The following is a 16,297-nucleotide window of genomic DNA, read 5'->3' on the forward strand; positions in this document are numbered from 1 at the left end:
CTTAAACATGTTTCGCGCGATTGGAGAATCGTCAATGATGAAAGCGACCATATATGATGTAGCTAAAGAAGCCGGCGTATCCATTGCTACCGTATCCCTTGTCATTAACGGCAAGGGGAAAATCAGCGAGGAGCGCCGGGAAGAGATCAGGCAAATCATGCTGCGCATGGGTTATAAGCCAAGCATGATCGCATCCGCGCTTACCGGTAAAAAAACGTATGCAATAGGTCTGCTTGTGCCGGACATCTCTAATCCTTTTTTCGCTGAGATCGCAAGGGCGGTTGAGGATGAAGGGCAGCGGCATGGCTACAGCGTCTTTATATGCAGCACGGACAACAAGGACGAGAAGGTTGAGCATTATGCCGTCCTGCTGCAGCAAAAAAACGTCGATGGCGTTATTATCAGTACCGGCTTGAAGGAACTGTCCGTATTAAACCCGCTGCTGCAGGGGGGAGTTCCGGTTGCCCTGCTGGCTAGGGAGTTTCCTACCGTAGAGGTTCCGACTGTGGTTGTGGACGATTATGCGGGAGGGGCTGCCGCAGCCGGTCATCTAATCTCGCTTGGCCATACCCGGCTTGCCGTTCTGGCCGAGCAAGGCTCGATCAGCAGCAGCAGGGAGCGGGTACGGGGGTTCAGGCAGACCGCCGAAGCGGCGGGACTGATGCTGGACCCGTTATTTGTCGTCAGCTGCGGCCATAAGGATGGCAAGGACAGGGCCTGGGAGCTGCTTCAGATGAAGGACCGCCCGACGGCGATTTTTTGCTGCAACGATCTGCTGGCCATTGGCGCGCTCCGCGCGGCCAAGGAGCTGGGGCTGCGGATTCCGCAGGATTGCTCGATTATCGGATTTGACGATACGGTGCTTGCCTCCGTCACGGATCCGCCGCTGACAACGGTCGCCCAGCCGATTGAACAGATGGGGCAAAGAGCGGTGCAGCTTCTTGTCCGCCAGATCAGTCAGCCGGGAGAAGAGAGTGAACGGATCGTGCTTTCCCCTTCACTGACTATCCGGCAGTCATCAGCGGTGCCTGACATTGCTTCCGTCTATAATCATCTTAGCGAGAAGAGCTCAGGCTGATTGTTCAGCTTGTTTCAATGCCCGTAGTCCGGAAACCTTTCGGACTGCGGGCTTTTTGCTGCTTGTCCGTAGCTGGTATACTGGGTAAAGAAAGGCGTATTCGTAAAATTTGCGGGGTAACGGGAGGAAATGATGAGCATTGTACGGTTTGGCATTATAGGGGGCGGCTGGCGCAGCGAGTTTTTTCTGCGTATCGCAAAGGCGCTGCCCGAACGATTTGATGTTGCAGGCGTAGTTGTACGCGATGAGGAGAAGGGCAGAGCATTCGAGCAAGCATGGGGAGTGCCGACGTTCCGCACGGCTGCCGCGATGCTGGAAGCCGGTTCTCTTGCGTTTGTTGTCGTCAGCGTACCGAGGAAGGTTGCTCCGGACGTAATCCTCGAATTGACGGGACGCGATGTTGCGGTATTATGCGAGACGCCGCCCGCCGAGAAGCTGGAGGATCTTATCGCGTTATACCGGCAGGTCGGCGGCAAGGGACGGGTTCAGGTTGCCGAGCAATATGCGTTTCAGCCGAATCACGCCGGGAGGCTGGCTATCGTCCGCTCCGGCAAGCTTGGCCAGGTGACCCAGGCTCAAGTATCGTCCGCTCACGATTATCATGGTATCAGCCTGATTCGCCGCTATCTCGGCATTGGCTTCGAGAATGCAAGCATTCGCGCCGCGGCTTTCGCTTCGCCGATAATGGAAGGTCCGGGCCGTTCCGGTCCGCCGGCAGAGAGTCAAATAAAGCAATCGGAGCAGGTTATGGCGTCGTTTGATTTTGGCGGAAAATACGGCGTTTACGATTTTACCGGAGACCAGTATTTCTCCTGGATCCGTTCGCCGCGCGTGCTTGTGAGAGGGGACCGAGGCGAAATCAACAACTTTGACGTCCGTTACTTGCTTGATCATTTGACGCCGGTCCATTTGCAGATGACCCGTCAGCAGGCAGGATTGGACGGCAATTTGGAAGGCTATTATCTGAAGGGCCTTCACTTAGGCGAGCAGGTCGTGTATAAGAATGACACGGCGCCGGCTCGTCTGACCGACGACGAAATCGCGGTGGCGGCATGCCTGGAGAAGATGGGAGTATATGCTGCCGGCGGCGAAGATTTCTATAGCCTGGCGGAAGCCTGCCAGGATCATTATCTGGCGCTAATGATGAAGCAATCCCTGCAAACGGGCGAATCGGTCACGACGGAAACCCAATGCTGGGCGCAGCATAATTAAGAAAAACTTTAGATTTGCCCTGCTTAATTTTTAAACATTGAGTCTTATTCTGATTAAGTCAACGCAGGCGGCAATTGGCTTAACAGAAGGGCAGGGACATTTATGATGAAATACACAAAAGGCAGCATTCTATCGGTTCTTTTTTTATTCTATCTTTATCTTTTGCTTAAGGTGATCTTGTTTAAGTTCAACTCGGTTAACATAGCGTTTCTATGGCAAAAGCTTCACTGGACGTTAGAGTATCCGGAATATATGCGGTACGGTCTGGAGCGGGCCAATTTTACCCCGTTCAAATCAATCTCGCAAAATCTTCACGGGCTGTCGGAGCGTCACGAACAGGTAAATCTGTTCGGCAATATCGCGATCTTCCTGCCTTGCGGAATTCTTGTTGGCTTATGGACGAAGCATGACTCCATTTCCTTCCTTGGTGCAGCTGCGCTTTCGTTTGGTTTAAGCCTGGCCCTGGAATGCTCGCAGCTTGTTTTCGCGATGGGCAGCTTTGATGTCGATGATCTTATTCTTAATGGCTTTGGCGGACTCCTGGGATGGTGGATCCTGTTTGTCGTACGCAGAGAAAGAGCCCTTGCGCAAGTTTAACTTGCGCGAGGGCTTTTCGCATATGTACCGCCGCCATTAACCTTACAGGTACAAGCTGTGTCCCGAACACGGCTTGTACCTTTTTTAATGCGGATCCCTTCATTGGTTAACGTCCATACAGCTTCCGGTAAGTCTCCGGCGTCATGCCTTCCCTTTGGCGGAAGGTGGAGACGAAATGGCTCGCATCGCGAAAGCCTACCGCTTCGCCAATACGGCGTACGGTCCAGTCCGGCCGGGAAGGCAGCCATTCCTTCGCTTTCCGGATCCGCAGCTGAATGAGATACGAATAGGCCGTTTGGCCAAACAGCTCGCGGAATCTTTCGTTCAGCTGCCTCTCGCCGATGCCAAGCTGCACGGCCATGTCGGCCAATCCGATCTCCGGGTTGGCGAAGTGCTGCTCCAGCCAGGCCAGCAGCACTTGAAGCCGCTCCAGCCGTTTGGACATGGACGGGCGGTTGTCCGTGCGGGCGTTGGTCCGAAGGAGCGTCAGGAATTGGTACAAATCGGCCGATGACTGCCAGCCGGATGGATCGCTTCCGGCTTCGGCAAAGGTCAGCATGTTGAATAGCTGATCGCTAATCCGGTCGTTGCCGGCCTCCCATTGAAAGCGCTCGGCGCTTCCCCAGCCGAATGACTGCACGATACTGGCAGCCATACCTCCGCGAAACGTAATATAACCCGTCTGCCACCAGCCGTTTCTGGCCTCGTACCGGTGCGCTGTGCCCGGGGCAAGAAGGACGCCGGAGCGCTCATTCATTTTCCAGGTTTGACCGCTAACCGTTAATTCGCCTTCGCCTTCCAAGGTTTGGAGCCAGTGGAAATAGGGATAGCCCTCCGGTCTGTCCAAAGTCTCCTGATCGGGATTGAAGCCAATCGTTTCGAGCTGCAGGGGCAGCGGCTCCGAAGGGAAGGCGGGCACGACACGTCGCATCATAGGAACCTCCATATTTTTATATGCGAAATCATTAATTTTATATAGGTAACGGCAATGTGAAGGCTTACAATAGAAGAATATAATGCAGTTTTATCATATACAAAGAGGTGTGACAAGATGATAAATACGAAAAAACCGAAGATTTGGTATGGTGGTGACTATAATCCGGATCAATGGGAGAAGGAAGTCTGGGACGAGGATTTACGGATGTTCAAGCTTGCCGGAATCGATGTGGCAACTCTTAACGTGTTCGCCTGGGCAAAAAACCAGCCTGACGAGGATACCTATGATTTCGGCTGGCTCGACGAGGTGATGGACAAGCTTCATGCGGACGGCGTTGGCGTCTGTCTGGCTACAAGCACGGCGGCGCATCCCGCATGGATGGCCCGTAAATATCCGGATGTGCTGCAAGTCGATTTCAACGGCAACAAACGCAAGTTCGGCGGGCGCCATAACTCCTGTCCGAACAGCCCAACCTTCCGCAAGTATTCCGTGCGTATGGCGGAGAAGCTTGCCGAGCGGTACAAAGATCATCCGGCCCTGCTCATCTGGCATATCAACAATGAATACGGCGGCGCGGGCAACTGCTATTGCGACAATTGCGAAGCGGCATTCCGCGTATGGCTTAAGGATCGTTACGGAACGATCGAAGAAGTAAACAAAGCTTGGAATACGGCATTCTGGGGTCATATTTTCTACGACTTCGAGGATATCGTTCTGCCAAGCGGCCGCAGCGAGGAATGGTACGGCGCCAACGGCCGGACGGAGACAAACTTCCAAGGTCTGTCGCTCGACTACATGCGTTTCCATTCGGACAGCCTGCTCGAGTGCTACAAGCTGGAGTACGAAGCAGTCAAGAAGATTACGCCGGATATTCCGGTTACAACCAACCTGATGGGCGCTTTCAAAAAGCTGGATTATCATAAATGGGCGAAGCATATGGACGTTATATCCTGGGATAACTACCCGCGCTTCGATACGCCGCACAGCTATACCGGCATGATGCATGACCTGATGCGAGGCCTGAAGGACGGCCAGCCGTTTATGCTGATGGAGCAGACGCCAAGCCAGCAGAACTGGCAGCCGTACAACTCGCTTAAGCGTCCGGGCGTTATGCGCTTATGGAGCTACCAGGCCGTTGCGCGCGGAGCGGATACGATCCTGTTCTTCCAGCTGCGCCGTTCCATCGGGGCATGCGAGAAATATCACGGCGCGGTTATCGAGCATGTCGGCCACGAGCATACCCGCGTATTCCCCGAATGCGCGGAGCTTGGCGCAGAGCTTGGAAAGCTGGGAGATACTTTGCTGGATGCGAAAGTGAAAGCAAAGGCTGCGATCCTGTTCGATTGGGAAAACTGGTGGGCGATTGAAATGTCCAGCGGTCCGTCCATTGCTCTTAAATACGTGAATGAAGCTCATAAATTCTATGATGCTCTGTACCGTGCCGGCATTGCGGCCGATGTGGTCAGCGTGGAAGCGGACCTGAGCGGATACGACCTGGTTATTGCGCCGGTCATGTACATGGTGAAGGATGGCGTGGCCGAGAAGCTGGAAGCCTATACGGCAGCCGGCGGCGCGGTTATTACAACCTACTTCAGCGGTATCGTAAACGAGACCGATCTGGTAACGCTGGGCGGTTATCCGGGCAAGCTGCGCAACTTATTCGGCATCTGGGCGGAAGAGATCGATGCCCTGCTTCCTTCGCAGCGCAACCGGATTGTTCTGTCCGACAACACGCTTGGGTCGAAGGCGGAATACGAATGCGGCATGCTCTGCGATCTCATTCATTCGGAAGGCGCCGAAGTAAAGGCCGTATACGGGGATGATTTCTACCGCGGCATGCCTGCCCTAACGGTTAACAAGTTTGGCGAAGGCGAAGCCTGGTACCTGGCGACAAGCCCGGAAGATGCCTTCCTGCAGGACTGGCTGCCTCAGCTATGCGCTTCCCGCGGCATCAAGCCGCTTGTCTCCGGCACGCCGGAAGGCGTGGAGACAACGATCCGCTCCAAAGACGGCCAGGATTATCTGTTTGTGCTTAATCACAATGCGGATGCCGTTACGGTTGCGCTTGGAGAGCAAACCGGGATTGATCTGCTTACGGGAGCCAGCGTCCAAGGCGGCGCAACGGAGCTTAAAGGTTATGACGTGCAGATCATTAAGCTTAATCAGGCATAGAATAGGGGTATAACAGCATAGCAGTCCGGTTCAACTATAAGCCAGCCGCTCTTCATACGGCTGGCTTATTTTTATAGTGAAAATTCAAATAGGGAAATAGACCCAGCAGTTCTTTATAGTGTATAATTATCCAAGATTGATAGATTGATAGATTGATAGATTGATAGATTGATAGATTGTTAGTTGGACGGTGTTTTTTTTATAACAAATTTAAAGCGCTTACAAAAATCCAGCTTAGAGGGACTCCATGGCTATTACGAGAAACGATAGGAGGACGGGCGGATGAAACGATTTCCCATGATGCTTCAGCTGATGCTGATTCTGATCTGTGTCATGGCTATTCCTACTGCCATTCTGACCTGGTACAGCGGCACTCAAATCGTGGGTTATTCGGAAGACGCTATTGCGGACACCTCGCTTGAGGGGCTTATCGCGAACAGGGAGCTTAACGAGAATGCTCTAAGCAATCTGGCGCAGGATGCGGTCCAGCTGGCCGGCACGAATATATTTGACCGGATCCGCAGCTTCAGGACGTACTCGGCGCTTAATTCGGATTATAGCGATGTGTCCAGCGCGCTAAGAATACTAAATGAGCTGGCGAGTCTGAACCACCGCGTGGATGGCGTATACTCTACCTATTTCCTGCTTGACGAGGCGGATTACGTGGTCTCGACCGACCGGGGAATTACAACGCTTGACCGTTACGAACCGGTAGATTGGATGGAGAACGCGCTTGCCGGCCGGAGAGGAATTGGAGGCGTCTGGTACCCTCGCCAATTGCAATCCGGCATGCAGGTTGTATCCTATGTTTTGCCGTTAAACCGCCTGTCAACGACTACGCGTGGAACGATTGTCGTAAATTTGAAGGAGAGTCAGATTGCCGGCTATTTGAAATCCTCTGAACCGGGCTCTGAAGGTTTTATGCTTCTGAAATCCGACGGCACGGTTATTTCGCACAATGACAAGTCCTTGCTGCTGACGGACGGCAATAAGCAGCCGTTTATCAAGCAAATCCTAAGCAAAGGCAAAAGGGAAGGTTATGCCTACCATGTATTGAACGGCGAACGGCTGCTGTATACGTGGTCCCGCTCGGAGCAGCTCGGCTGGTGGAACGTAAATATTTATTCGATGGACCAGTTAATGACCAAGACGTATAACCTGCAGAAAAGCATTATTTTTATTACGGGTGTGATCATTATCGCAGGCACCATTCTTGCCGTATTGCTGGCCACCTGGTTATCCCAGCCGGTACGGAGGCTTGTCCGAATGATGCGCGAGCGCAGCAATCATGGCGGCACGAACAAAAACGAGCTGGCCTTCCTGGAGTCGGCGTTCAGGCGGATGCAGGAAGAGGAGGAAGGCTTGCATACGCTGCTTCAGGAGCGGGAGCAGGATACCCGAAGCTTATCGATTCATCAGTTGCTTCGGGGCGAAGTGAAGAAACAGATCGCGGAAATGTTCCCTGAGCCCTATTACACCGTTGCGGTTGTCTCCATCGACCGGTACAGAAGATACGTCAGCAAGAATAACCCTGAGACCCGCAGCTTTCACCGTTATCTATTGCTCTCGAAATGCGAGAGCTTGTTCCCGGAAGGTCTGCATGCCCGGGGGATTTACCAAGGCGACGGCTGCTTCGTATTTGTGATTAATTTCGGGCAGGAAGAAATGGATAACGATCTTCAAAGAATAAAGGCTACGCTTGTTCAAATCCGGGATACGGCGCTTGATCTGCTTGGCCATTCGGTTACGACCGGAGTCAGCGGCCGGACGGAATTCAGGGAATCGATCCCAGGGCGGGTTGCGGAGGCAACGGATGCAATCAAACAACGCATGATCAAGGGGAGCGGCTGTATTTTTTACTGGAAGCCCGATGATGACCGCGGCAAGAAATATATGTACCCGACAAACAGCGAGCGGCGTATCGTGAATTTCCTGGAGCGTGCCGACTTAGGCAGCATTTTGAAGGAACTGGATCGTATCCGGTCCGATATTCATGCCGATGCCAACGTTTCCTATGACAATATCCTGTTTATTTACAATCAGCTGCTTGGCGTTACCATCCGTCATCTCCGGGAAAACAACATCAGCACGTCGCGGATCTTCTCCGGACGGGGCAACATCTACTCGGCGATCGCATCCACCGACACGCTTGACGAACTGGAGAACAATCTACGCGATTTCTTTACCGAGATTGTTCAGCATCTGGAGCGGAGTACGGGAGAAGCGAATCACGGCGAACGAATTATTCGTTATCTGGAGGAACATTTCCGAAAGGAAATTGTGTTCGAGGAAATGGCGAAGGAGATTGGCATCAGCTATTCCTATATGCGGAAGATCGTTTATGAGTTAACCGGCAAAAGCCTCATCGATTATATGAATCAATTGCGGATCGAGAAGGCGAAGCAGCTGCTAATCGAATCAAAAATGACGATCACGCAAATTGCTTCCGAAGTGGGCTACTATAACGTTCAAAGCTTTAACCGTTTTTTCCGCAAGTATGAAGGGATGCCTCCAAGCAGCTACAAGACGTCGAGATCCAAATCATCGTAAGCAAAAAAAAAGAGCTGTCATGCCGCCTGCAGGACAGCTTTTATTTTTGCTCATGCCTATCAGATTTGATCAAAAAACGCGCCGGATAAGCAGAAATGATGCCTTTGCAATCAAAAATGACAGGGAGAATCAATACTCAAGATTTACCGTTTGGAAAAAGCGGGGGTATGATGAGGTCAGCCACGGACGATGTCTGAAGCGAGCACAAGGGCCGGGGGATGTTAAAGGTTGAGGGGGTGAGAACGTGAAAGTTGAAAGCGCTTCACAACAAAATGAAACCGCTTTAAAGCCCCTCGGATTAAACAGACGAGGGATGACGTATTATCTTCGGCGGGATTGGCAGCTCTACGCGTTGTTATTGATTCCGCTGGCTTTTGTACTAACCTTCAAATACGCACCGATGTCAGGCCTCATTCTTGCTTTTAAAAACTATAAGATTGCAAAAGGGTTCTGGGGCAGCGATTGGGTAGGCTTCCAAGTGTTCCAGGAGATATTCGCCAAGCATGACTTTGGCCGGGCCGTACGCAATACGCTTCTGCTTAACAGTCTTGATCTGTTGTTCAGCTTTACGATGCCGATTGTGCTGGCCTTGCTGCTGAACGAAGTAAGAGGCGTAAGGTTTAAACGGGTGAATCAGACGCTGCTGTATCTGCCGCATTTTCTATCGTGGATTATTATCGGAGCGATTGCTTATCAGCTGCTCAGCGAGAGTAACGGCGCGATCAATAATCTCATTGCCATGATGGGAGGCGACCGGATTCCGTTCCTGCAGGACGATACCAATTGGCTGATCAGTTATCTGGCGATTGGCGTCTGGCAGAGCATGGGCTGGGGAACGATCATCTACCTTGCCTCGATCAGCAGCATCAACCCGGAAATGTACGAAGCAGCCATCGTTGACGGCGCCGGGCGCTGGAGGAAGGTATGGAACGTGACGCTGCCATCGATTCGCGTAACGATTGTTACCTTGCTTATTATGAATCTCGGCAAAGTCATGGAGGGCTCATTCGAGCGCGTATTTGCCCTGCAAAACAAGGCTACGACGGAATACACGGTTACGATTCCCGTATTGGTGTATCGTTGGGGGATTGAGAGCGGCAACTTCAGCCGGGCAACGGCGCTTGGATTATTCCAGGCTGTCATCGGACTTGTGCTTGTGCTTGCTGCGGACCGGATTGCGAAGAAGCTTGGCGAGGACGGAATTTTATAGGCTTATGCTTACGAAGCAAGAATTTCCAACAAACCAAAGACACGTGGCAATTCTTTTTAGGAGAGGTGACCATGAAAGCAACGAATAGCACACTTGCTGTTCATCGCAGAAGGCGGTTTGATATTTGGGATGTGCTTATTCACCTCTTTATCATCATTGCCTCGCTGGCCTGTTTGCTGCCGTTTCTGCATGTCGTATCCAAATCTTTAAGCGAAGACGCATTTGTTATCGCGAATAAAGTTTTCATCTGGCCGGAAGGTTTTACATTCGAGGCCTACAAGAAAATTTTCGCGGACCACAGTATTTTGCGCTCCTTGTATGTATCGGTTCTTGTAACGGTGCTGTTCACGATCATTGGAATGATCATAACTATATGCGCCGCATATCCGTTATCCCGCAAGCAACTAAAGGGACGTACCGTGCTGACGTTTATCTTTATCTTCACCCTGTACTTCAGCGGCGGTATCATTCCCGAATATTTGCTCGTTAACAACCTGGGGCTGCTGGACACCATGTGGTCTATTATCCTGCCGCCGGCCTTCAGCGCCTTTAACCTGCTGATCATGAAGACGGCACTGTCGAGCAGCATACCGGACAGTCTGGAAGAATCGGCAAGGATTGACGGGGCCGGACATTTCCGGATTCTTGTCAGCATTGTGCTGCCGCTGTCCAAACCAATCATTGCAACCTTATCTCTCTTTTATGCGGTTGGGCGCTGGAATACGTACCAAGACGCATTGTTTTACATCAAGCAAAACGTGGATATGCGGCCACTGCAGCTGAAGTTGTATTACCTGGTTATTCAAGCGAGCGAAAGCTTCCAGCTGGAAGCGACTCAGGTATCGCTCAGTAATCCCGAAGTCCTTAAAGCATCCTGCGTGGTATTCGCGACTCTTCCCATTATTTGCGTGTACCCGTTTATCCAGAAGTATTTTGTCCAAGGCGTTATGCTTGGGGCCGTGAAGGAATAACCTCGAATACGAAAATTAATTATTGGGGGAACAAGCAATGAGCAAAAAAAATATGGTATCCATGTTTATGGCTTTGTTTGTGGTATTCAGCATTTTGTCTGGCTGCACCAATAACAACAATTCGAATACAAAGAGCTCTACCGAACCTTCTCCTTCCGCAAGCGACACAGCTAGCAATACGCCAAGCGAAAGCCCGGCAGGCAAGTATCCGGATTATTCGAAAGGCTTCCCGGAGAAGGTTACTCTTCAGATTCCGGTTTATGAACGCGCTTTCGAAGGCTGGAATGTATCGGATAACTACTATACGCGCTGGATTCAAAAGGAATTCGGCGATAAGTATAACATCGACGTCAAATTCATACCGATCACAAGAAACAGCGAAATTACGGACTATGAGCAGCTGCTTGCTTCGCACAAGGCTCCGGATATTATTTTCCACTACGATATGCCGCAAGCGCTTGCCTACTACGGCGAGGATGTCATGCAGGAGCTGGACTACGATGAAATCGCCAACTACGCGCCTACTTACTGGAAAAATATGAGCGAGACAATCAAGCAATACGGTGTCGTAGACGGCAAAAACGTATTCTTCTTTGCACAGCGTCCGCCAGCCGATAACTTCACCACGCTGATCCGCAAAGATTGGGTGGAGAAGGTTGGCATGAAAGTGGAGGATCTGACCTCCCTTGAGAAATATAACGAAATGTTGGAGAAATGGAAAGCGGCTGGACTTGGCGTTGCAGGCGCATCCCTCTTGCAGAACAACTATACCTTCAACTATGCCTTCCGTGATTGGCCGATTGACCCGAAATACCGTGCGCTGTATTCCGATCTTGGCGTAGCGGACCTGACTACGAAGGAAACAGAGAAGTACCTGAAAAATCTGAACTACCAGTACAATCATGGGCTGATCGACAAAGAATTCTATTTGCGCAATGACGATGCGAAGACGAAAGCGGAATTTGTTGCAGGCAAAACAGGCACATACGGCTTCTATCTCGCTAGCAATACCGATGTGCTGACCGCTACACTGAAGAACAATCCGAATGCGCAATTTGCGGTGCTTCCGGGTACGGCTGGAGTTCCGGAAGGCAACAAGCCGCAAGGCCGCGCATACTGGCCATTCGGCTTGATTATGGGGATCAACTATGAATCGACGGATGAGGAACGTGCCGCTGTATGGATGTACCTCGAATGGATGAGCCAGCCGAAGAACCTGTTCTACCTCCAGAACGGTGTTGAAGGTCAGAACTATACGCTGGATGCAGACGGTCTTGCCGTTAAGAATCCGGATTACAAAGGGGAATCCGTACTGTCCCAGAACAACAATAAAGACTATTTCGCACTCGTCAGTGAAGTTGTGCAATACACGGATCCGGCTGTAACGCGCAAAGCCTACTTGCAAAATTGGTCGCCTCCCGGCTACGAGAACTTGGCTGAAGATGTGCTGAATAATTTTGAGAAGTTAGCGGAATTCCGTACGCCGGATGCTCTGTTCAGTGTTGTTCTCGAGAAAGTAAACGAGTACAAAGCCGATCTGAACTCGCTATTCCAGGAGCTGTACGTGAAGGTGGCTATGGCTCCGGAGGATCAGTTCGACAAAGTCTATGGAGACGCGAAGAAGACTTATCTGGATGCCGGCTACCAGGAAATTCTGGATGAGAAGCAAAAAGCGATCGACGCAGGCCAATTTAAGTAATCTCTAAAATAACATTCGGGCCCCTGCGCAAGGCTGGGGGCAAGGGTTGGAACCAAACGTTGGAGTAAAAGCACGCTGTTTTATGGCGTGCTTTTTGTTATTTTAATTTATTACAAACCTCACTTAATAAATTACATTTTATTAAAAATCCTAGCAGGTATAATTTTTTACATGAGCTCACCTTATACGGAAAGAGGGATTGATAAAATTGAAAGCGGTTTTAGGCAGAGATAGCCAGCGCATCAAAATAAGGAAAAAAAACCGAATCGTTCAAAACATCAAAAGAGATTTTTTGTTATACGCCCTTTTGCTGCTGCCAATGGCATATATCGCGATTTTCAAATATGCGCCAATCTATGGCGTGTTGATGGCCTTCCAGGAGTACAACATTTTTCAGGGCATTAGCGGAAGCGAATGGGTTGGGCTTGACGTGTTCCGGTTTATTTTTGAACAGGACAGCTTTTACCGGGCTTTAACAAATACGCTTGTTCTTAATCTTCTCGATTTGGCTGCAGGCTTCCCGGCACCGATTATTCTGGCGATTTTGTTAAACGAACTTAGGTTTACGCGATTCAAAAAACTGACGCAAACCGTTCTGTACCTGCCGCATTTTCTGTCGTGGGTCATTATCGGAGGCATGGTATACCTGATGTTCTCGTCGGGCGGCATGGCGAATACGATGTTGTCCGGCCTTGGTCTTGGCAAAATCGAGTTTCTCTCCGACAAGACAAACTGGCTGATCATGTACGTGGCTATCGGGATATGGCAGAGTGCAGGTTGGGGAACCATCCTATATTTGGCCGCCATGATCAGTATAAACAAGGATCTGTACGAGGCGGCAGACATCGACGGTTGCAGCAGGGTTCGTAAAATTTGGCATATTACTCTGCCGGGCATCAAACCAACTATCATCATTCTGCTTATTCTGCAGATCGGTAGAATGGTCTCGATCGGATTCGACCGGCCATTCGTCATGGGAAATTCTCTTGTCAGCGACTACTCCGATGTTATCAGCACTTATGTCTACCGGATAGGGATTGGATCCGGCGATTTCTCCCAGGCAACTGCTGTCGGATTGTTCCAATCGGTTGTAGGGCTGCTCTTTCTCGTATCGGCCAATTACGTTGCTAAAAAAATCGGCGAGAATGGAATCTGGTAAAGGGCGTGAGTTTGTTGAACAAATCAAAAACGAATCTCGTAGATATGCTGATTGTATTATTCATAACGGCGGTTTCAATAACCTGTCTTGTTCCCTTCCTATATATGATAGCGCTTTCCTTAAGCTCGAATAATGCGATAATATCGCAAAAGGTTTCGCTTTGGCCGGTAGAACTCACGTTCGAAACCTATAAAACGATTCTGAGCGATATCGATATGCTTTATACCCTTGGTTATACCATTGTACTTACGATTTTGTTTACCGCATGCTGCATGTTTTTAACCATATGCGCCGCTTATCCGCTTACGAAGAAAAGACTTATGGGTAGAAATTTTTTGTTGACCGCTATGGTATTTACGATGTATTTCAGCGGAGGACTCATTCCTAGCTATATCCTGGTGAAAAACCTGGACATGATGAACACGATGAGCAGTCTGATCTTGCCTGGCGCTTTAAGCGTCTTTAATATGATCATACTGAAAACCTTCTTCTCGTCTCTTCCGGAAAGTCTGGAGGAAGCTGCCGCGATCGACGGTTGTAATGAATGGGGCATTCTGGTTAAGGTTGTACTTCCGTTATCCATGCCTTCTATAGCAACCTTAAGCCTTTTTTACGCGGTTGACCGGTGGAACGGCTTCCAGGATGCGTTGTTTTATATCACAGACAAGAACTTGTACCCGATGCAATTAAAGCTGTATCAGATTATTACCGCCAATCAGCAGCTGGATGCGCAGCAAGGCGAAGGAAGCACGGGAGCGTTTATCGTTCCGGAATCCTTAAAGGCTGCAAGCGTCATGTTTGCTACCGTACCGATATTGCTGGTTTACCCTAAGCTGCAGAAGTATTTTGTTGACGGAGTAATGACGGGGGCTATCAAAGGTTAAGGCAATACCTCGTGGGCAGCCGTACGGAAAGGTGGTGATCGTTGCCAAATTGCCGGATTTCGTGAACAATTATTGGGGCCATGTAGGATTTCATAAAGACGACTAAGAATAAAAAAGCGAGGTTGAAAACATGAACAAAAAAATGTTGGTTTTACTGCCCGTTCTTACTTTGCTAGCCAGCGGATTGGCCGGTTGCGGCGGCGATAACAATAATAAAGAGAATCAACCTGCCGAATCCTCGGCCGCTTCAACCGCGACGAAATCGCCTTCGGGACCGCCTACTACGCTTACGGTGGAGGTATTTGACAGAGGGATACAAGGCCAGCCGGATCTGAACAACAACACCTGGACCAGGTATATTAACGAACATTTCGGCAAGCCAAACAATGCGGTTGTAAAATTTGTTCCGGTTCCGAGATCGCAGGAGATTGATAAGCTTAACGTTATGATGGCAGCGGACGAGGCTCCGGATATTTCCTTTACTTATGACAGCGCAACCGTATCCCGGTACGCCAAGATCAACGGCATTATGCCTTTGGAAGATTTGCTTGAGAAGTATGGTAAGGATCTGAAAAATTATCTGGGCGAGAACGTTCTCACTTACGGGCAATTTAACGGAAAACAGATGGCGATCCCCGCAAAACGAACATCGCTGGCTTGGATCGGCAGCTTCATCCGGAAGGATTGGCTGGACAAATTAGGGCTGCCGGTTCCGACGAACAGAGATGAATTATATAATACTCTTGTTGCATTCAGAGACAAAAATCCCGGAGGCGTAGACGGCGTTATTCCTTGGGGATTGGCGGCGACCGGCATGAATTACGGCACCGGCAATTTGGCCGAGTCCTTCTGGGGCGAACAGTCGGAGGAGGATTTCGTAACCTCTCCGAACTGGTTAAAGCCAGGAAACAAGGAATCGCTGAAATTCCTCAACAAGCTGTACAATGACAAATTGATCAGTCCCGATTTTGCGCTCGACAAAACGGCAAAGCAGGCGGACGCGGACGTGACAAACGGCAAAGTCGGATTTTTCAGCGCTAACTGGGATTACGCGTTTAGACAAAACATAAGCGAGCCGCTAAAAGCCAATGTGCCTGATGCTAACTTTATTCCGATCGATACGTTTAAAAACGATGAAGGCAAATACAAAAAAATGGTTTACAACGAAAATGGCCTAAATGTGTTTATTCCGAAGTCCAGTAAAAATGCGGAGCTGGCGATTAAGTACTTAAACTGGATGGCAAACCCCGAAGTGTTATTTTTCCTGCAATACGGGGAAGAGGGTGTAAACCACAAAACGGTTGACGGAATTCCGCAAGTTATTGCGCAAACCGGCGACAATATGCAAATGAGCCCGCAAAATCTCGACTATACCCTGGTGGTAAACGGCGTTGAGCTTGGCGATCAAGAGAAGAATATTAAAGCCCTATCCGCTTCGTATCCCGGATTGGAAGAGACGGCGGAGCAGTCCTACAAAATCAATACGACGGACGGTTACACCGCCTTTTTCTACGATACGCCAAATGATGCCAACATCAAGTTCGGCAAAACGCTTGGCGATATGAACAAGCAAATGACCGATAAGCTGATTGTATGCAAGCCTTCCGATTTCGACAGCTTATACGACAAGCTTGTGGACGAGTATATGGCGGCAGGCGGCAAGGCCGTTATGGAAGAGAACGTGAAAATTTACGAAGCGATGCAGGCAAACAAGAAGTGATATAATGGGTTGGCTTGCTGGCAAGCCTATGGACTTAAGGGTCCATAGGCCTTTGTCCATATAAAGTGAATGGCTGCGATTATGACGAGAAGAACCTATCGGGAGGTA

The 16,297-nt window shown here is 50.1% G+C and carries 12 protein-coding genes; 11 read left to right on the forward strand and 1 reads right to left on the reverse strand.

The features are described from left to right. Positions 1 to 37: 37 nt before the first annotated feature. The 3 genes from WFJ73_RS01095 to WFJ73_RS01105 all read left to right on the forward strand — a co-directional run bounded on the left by WFJ73_RS01095 (position 38) and on the right by WFJ73_RS01105 (position 2,887). Positions 38 to 1,078 carry a LacI family DNA-binding transcriptional regulator gene (locus WFJ73_RS01095; protein ID WP_336772108.1) on the forward strand — a complete coding sequence of 347 codons (1,041 nt, stop codon included), beginning with the start codon at positions 38 to 40 and terminating at the stop codon, positions 1,076 to 1,078. Positions 1,079 to 1,207: 129 nt separating this feature from the next. After that, positions 1,208 to 2,290, forward strand: coding sequence for a Gfo/Idh/MocA family protein (locus tag WFJ73_RS01100; protein WP_336771118.1), 1,083 nt, complete (start codon positions 1,208 to 1,210; stop codon positions 2,288 to 2,290). A 102-nt stretch (positions 2,291 to 2,392) separates the two neighbouring features. Continuing rightward, a complete protein-coding gene (locus WFJ73_RS01105) occupies positions 2,393 to 2,887 on the forward strand; it encodes a VanZ family protein (RefSeq protein WP_336771119.1) in 495 nt (164 codons plus the stop codon). Positions 2,888 to 2,993: 106 nt separating this feature from the next. On the opposite strand, the gene WFJ73_RS01110 is transcribed toward WFJ73_RS01105, so the two are convergent. Then, positions 2,994 to 3,821, reverse strand: coding sequence for an AraC family transcriptional regulator (locus WFJ73_RS01110; RefSeq protein ID WP_336771121.1), 828 nt, complete (start codon positions 3,819 to 3,821; stop codon positions 2,994 to 2,996). 117 nt (positions 3,822 to 3,938) lie between these two features. Between WFJ73_RS01110 and WFJ73_RS01115 the strand changes: the two genes are divergently transcribed. The 8 genes from WFJ73_RS01115 to WFJ73_RS01150 all read left to right on the forward strand — a co-directional run bounded on the left by WFJ73_RS01115 (position 3,939) and on the right by WFJ73_RS01150 (position 16,189). Then, the gene (locus tag WFJ73_RS01115; protein ID WP_336771123.1) at positions 3,939 to 5,996 is read left to right on the forward strand and encodes a beta-galactosidase; all 2,058 of its coding nucleotides are present in this window, start codon (positions 3,939 to 3,941) and stop codon (positions 5,994 to 5,996) included. 282 nt (positions 5,997 to 6,278) lie between these two features. Then, a complete protein-coding gene (locus WFJ73_RS01120) occupies positions 6,279 to 8,546 on the forward strand; it encodes an AraC family transcriptional regulator (protein WP_336771124.1) in 2,268 nt (755 codons plus the stop codon). Positions 8,547 to 8,790: 244 nt separating this feature from the next. Then, complete coding sequence (locus WFJ73_RS01125) at positions 8,791 to 9,756, forward strand: ABC transporter permease (RefSeq protein WP_336771126.1); 966 nt, start codon at positions 8,791 to 8,793, stop codon at positions 9,754 to 9,756. A gap of 71 nt (positions 9,757 to 9,827) precedes the next feature. Beyond that, entirely contained in the window at positions 9,828 to 10,727 is a 900-nt protein-coding gene (locus tag WFJ73_RS01130) for a carbohydrate ABC transporter permease (protein ID WP_336771127.1), read from the forward strand. Positions 10,728 to 10,764: 37 nt separating this feature from the next. Next, positions 10,765 to 12,426, forward strand: a complete 1,662-nt coding sequence (locus tag WFJ73_RS01135) for an ABC transporter substrate-binding protein (RefSeq protein WP_336771128.1) — start codon at positions 10,765 to 10,767, stop codon at positions 12,424 to 12,426. 208 nt (positions 12,427 to 12,634) lie between these two features. After that, positions 12,635 to 13,585 (forward strand): ABC transporter permease, encoded by a 951-nt coding sequence (locus WFJ73_RS01140; protein ID WP_336771129.1) that lies wholly within the window; start codon positions 12,635 to 12,637, stop codon positions 13,583 to 13,585. 44 nt (positions 13,586 to 13,629) lie between these two features. Continuing rightward, positions 13,630 to 14,469, forward strand: coding sequence for a carbohydrate ABC transporter permease (locus WFJ73_RS01145; RefSeq protein WP_336772109.1), 840 nt, complete (start codon positions 13,630 to 13,632; stop codon positions 14,467 to 14,469). Between the two features lie 130 nt (positions 14,470 to 14,599). Further along, positions 14,600 to 16,189, forward strand: coding sequence for an extracellular solute-binding protein (locus tag WFJ73_RS01150; RefSeq protein WP_336771131.1), 1,590 nt, complete (start codon positions 14,600 to 14,602; stop codon positions 16,187 to 16,189). The last annotated feature ends 108 nt before the right edge of the window (positions 16,190 to 16,297 follow it).

Origin of the sequence: Paenibacillus sp. MMO-58 (assembly GCF_037146255.1) — a bacterium.
In the GTDB taxonomy this organism is placed as follows: domain Bacteria; phylum Bacillota; class Bacilli; order Paenibacillales; family Paenibacillaceae; genus Pristimantibacillus.

Coding starts and splice junctions, on each gene's coding strand:
- WFJ73_RS01100 (WP_336771118.1), top strand. CDS start 1,208: ATGATGAGCATTGTACGGTTTGGCATTATAGGGGGCGGCTGGCGCAGC.
- WFJ73_RS01135 (WP_336771128.1), top strand. CDS start 10,765: ATGAGCAAAAAAAATATGGTATCCATGTTTATGGCTTTGTTTGTGGTA.
- WFJ73_RS01105 (WP_336771119.1), top strand. CDS start 2,393: ATGATGAAATACACAAAAGGCAGCATTCTATCGGTTCTTTTTTTATTC.
- WFJ73_RS01115 (WP_336771123.1), top strand. CDS start 3,939: ATGATAAATACGAAAAAACCGAAGATTTGGTATGGTGGTGACTATAAT.
- WFJ73_RS01150 (WP_336771131.1), top strand. CDS start 14,600: ATGAACAAAAAAATGTTGGTTTTACTGCCCGTTCTTACTTTGCTAGCC.
- WFJ73_RS01145 (WP_336772109.1), top strand. CDS start 13,630: ATGCTGATTGTATTATTCATAACGGCGGTTTCAATAACCTGTCTTGTT.
- WFJ73_RS01120 (WP_336771124.1), top strand. CDS start 6,279: ATGAAACGATTTCCCATGATGCTTCAGCTGATGCTGATTCTGATCTGT.
- WFJ73_RS01095 (WP_336772108.1), top strand. CDS start 38: ATGAAAGCGACCATATATGATGTAGCTAAAGAAGCCGGCGTATCCATT.
- WFJ73_RS01130 (WP_336771127.1), top strand. CDS start 9,828: ATGAAAGCAACGAATAGCACACTTGCTGTTCATCGCAGAAGGCGGTTT.
- WFJ73_RS01110 (WP_336771121.1), bottom strand. CDS start 3,821: ATGATGCGACGTGTCGTGCCCGCCTTCCCTTCGGAGCCGCTGCCCCTG.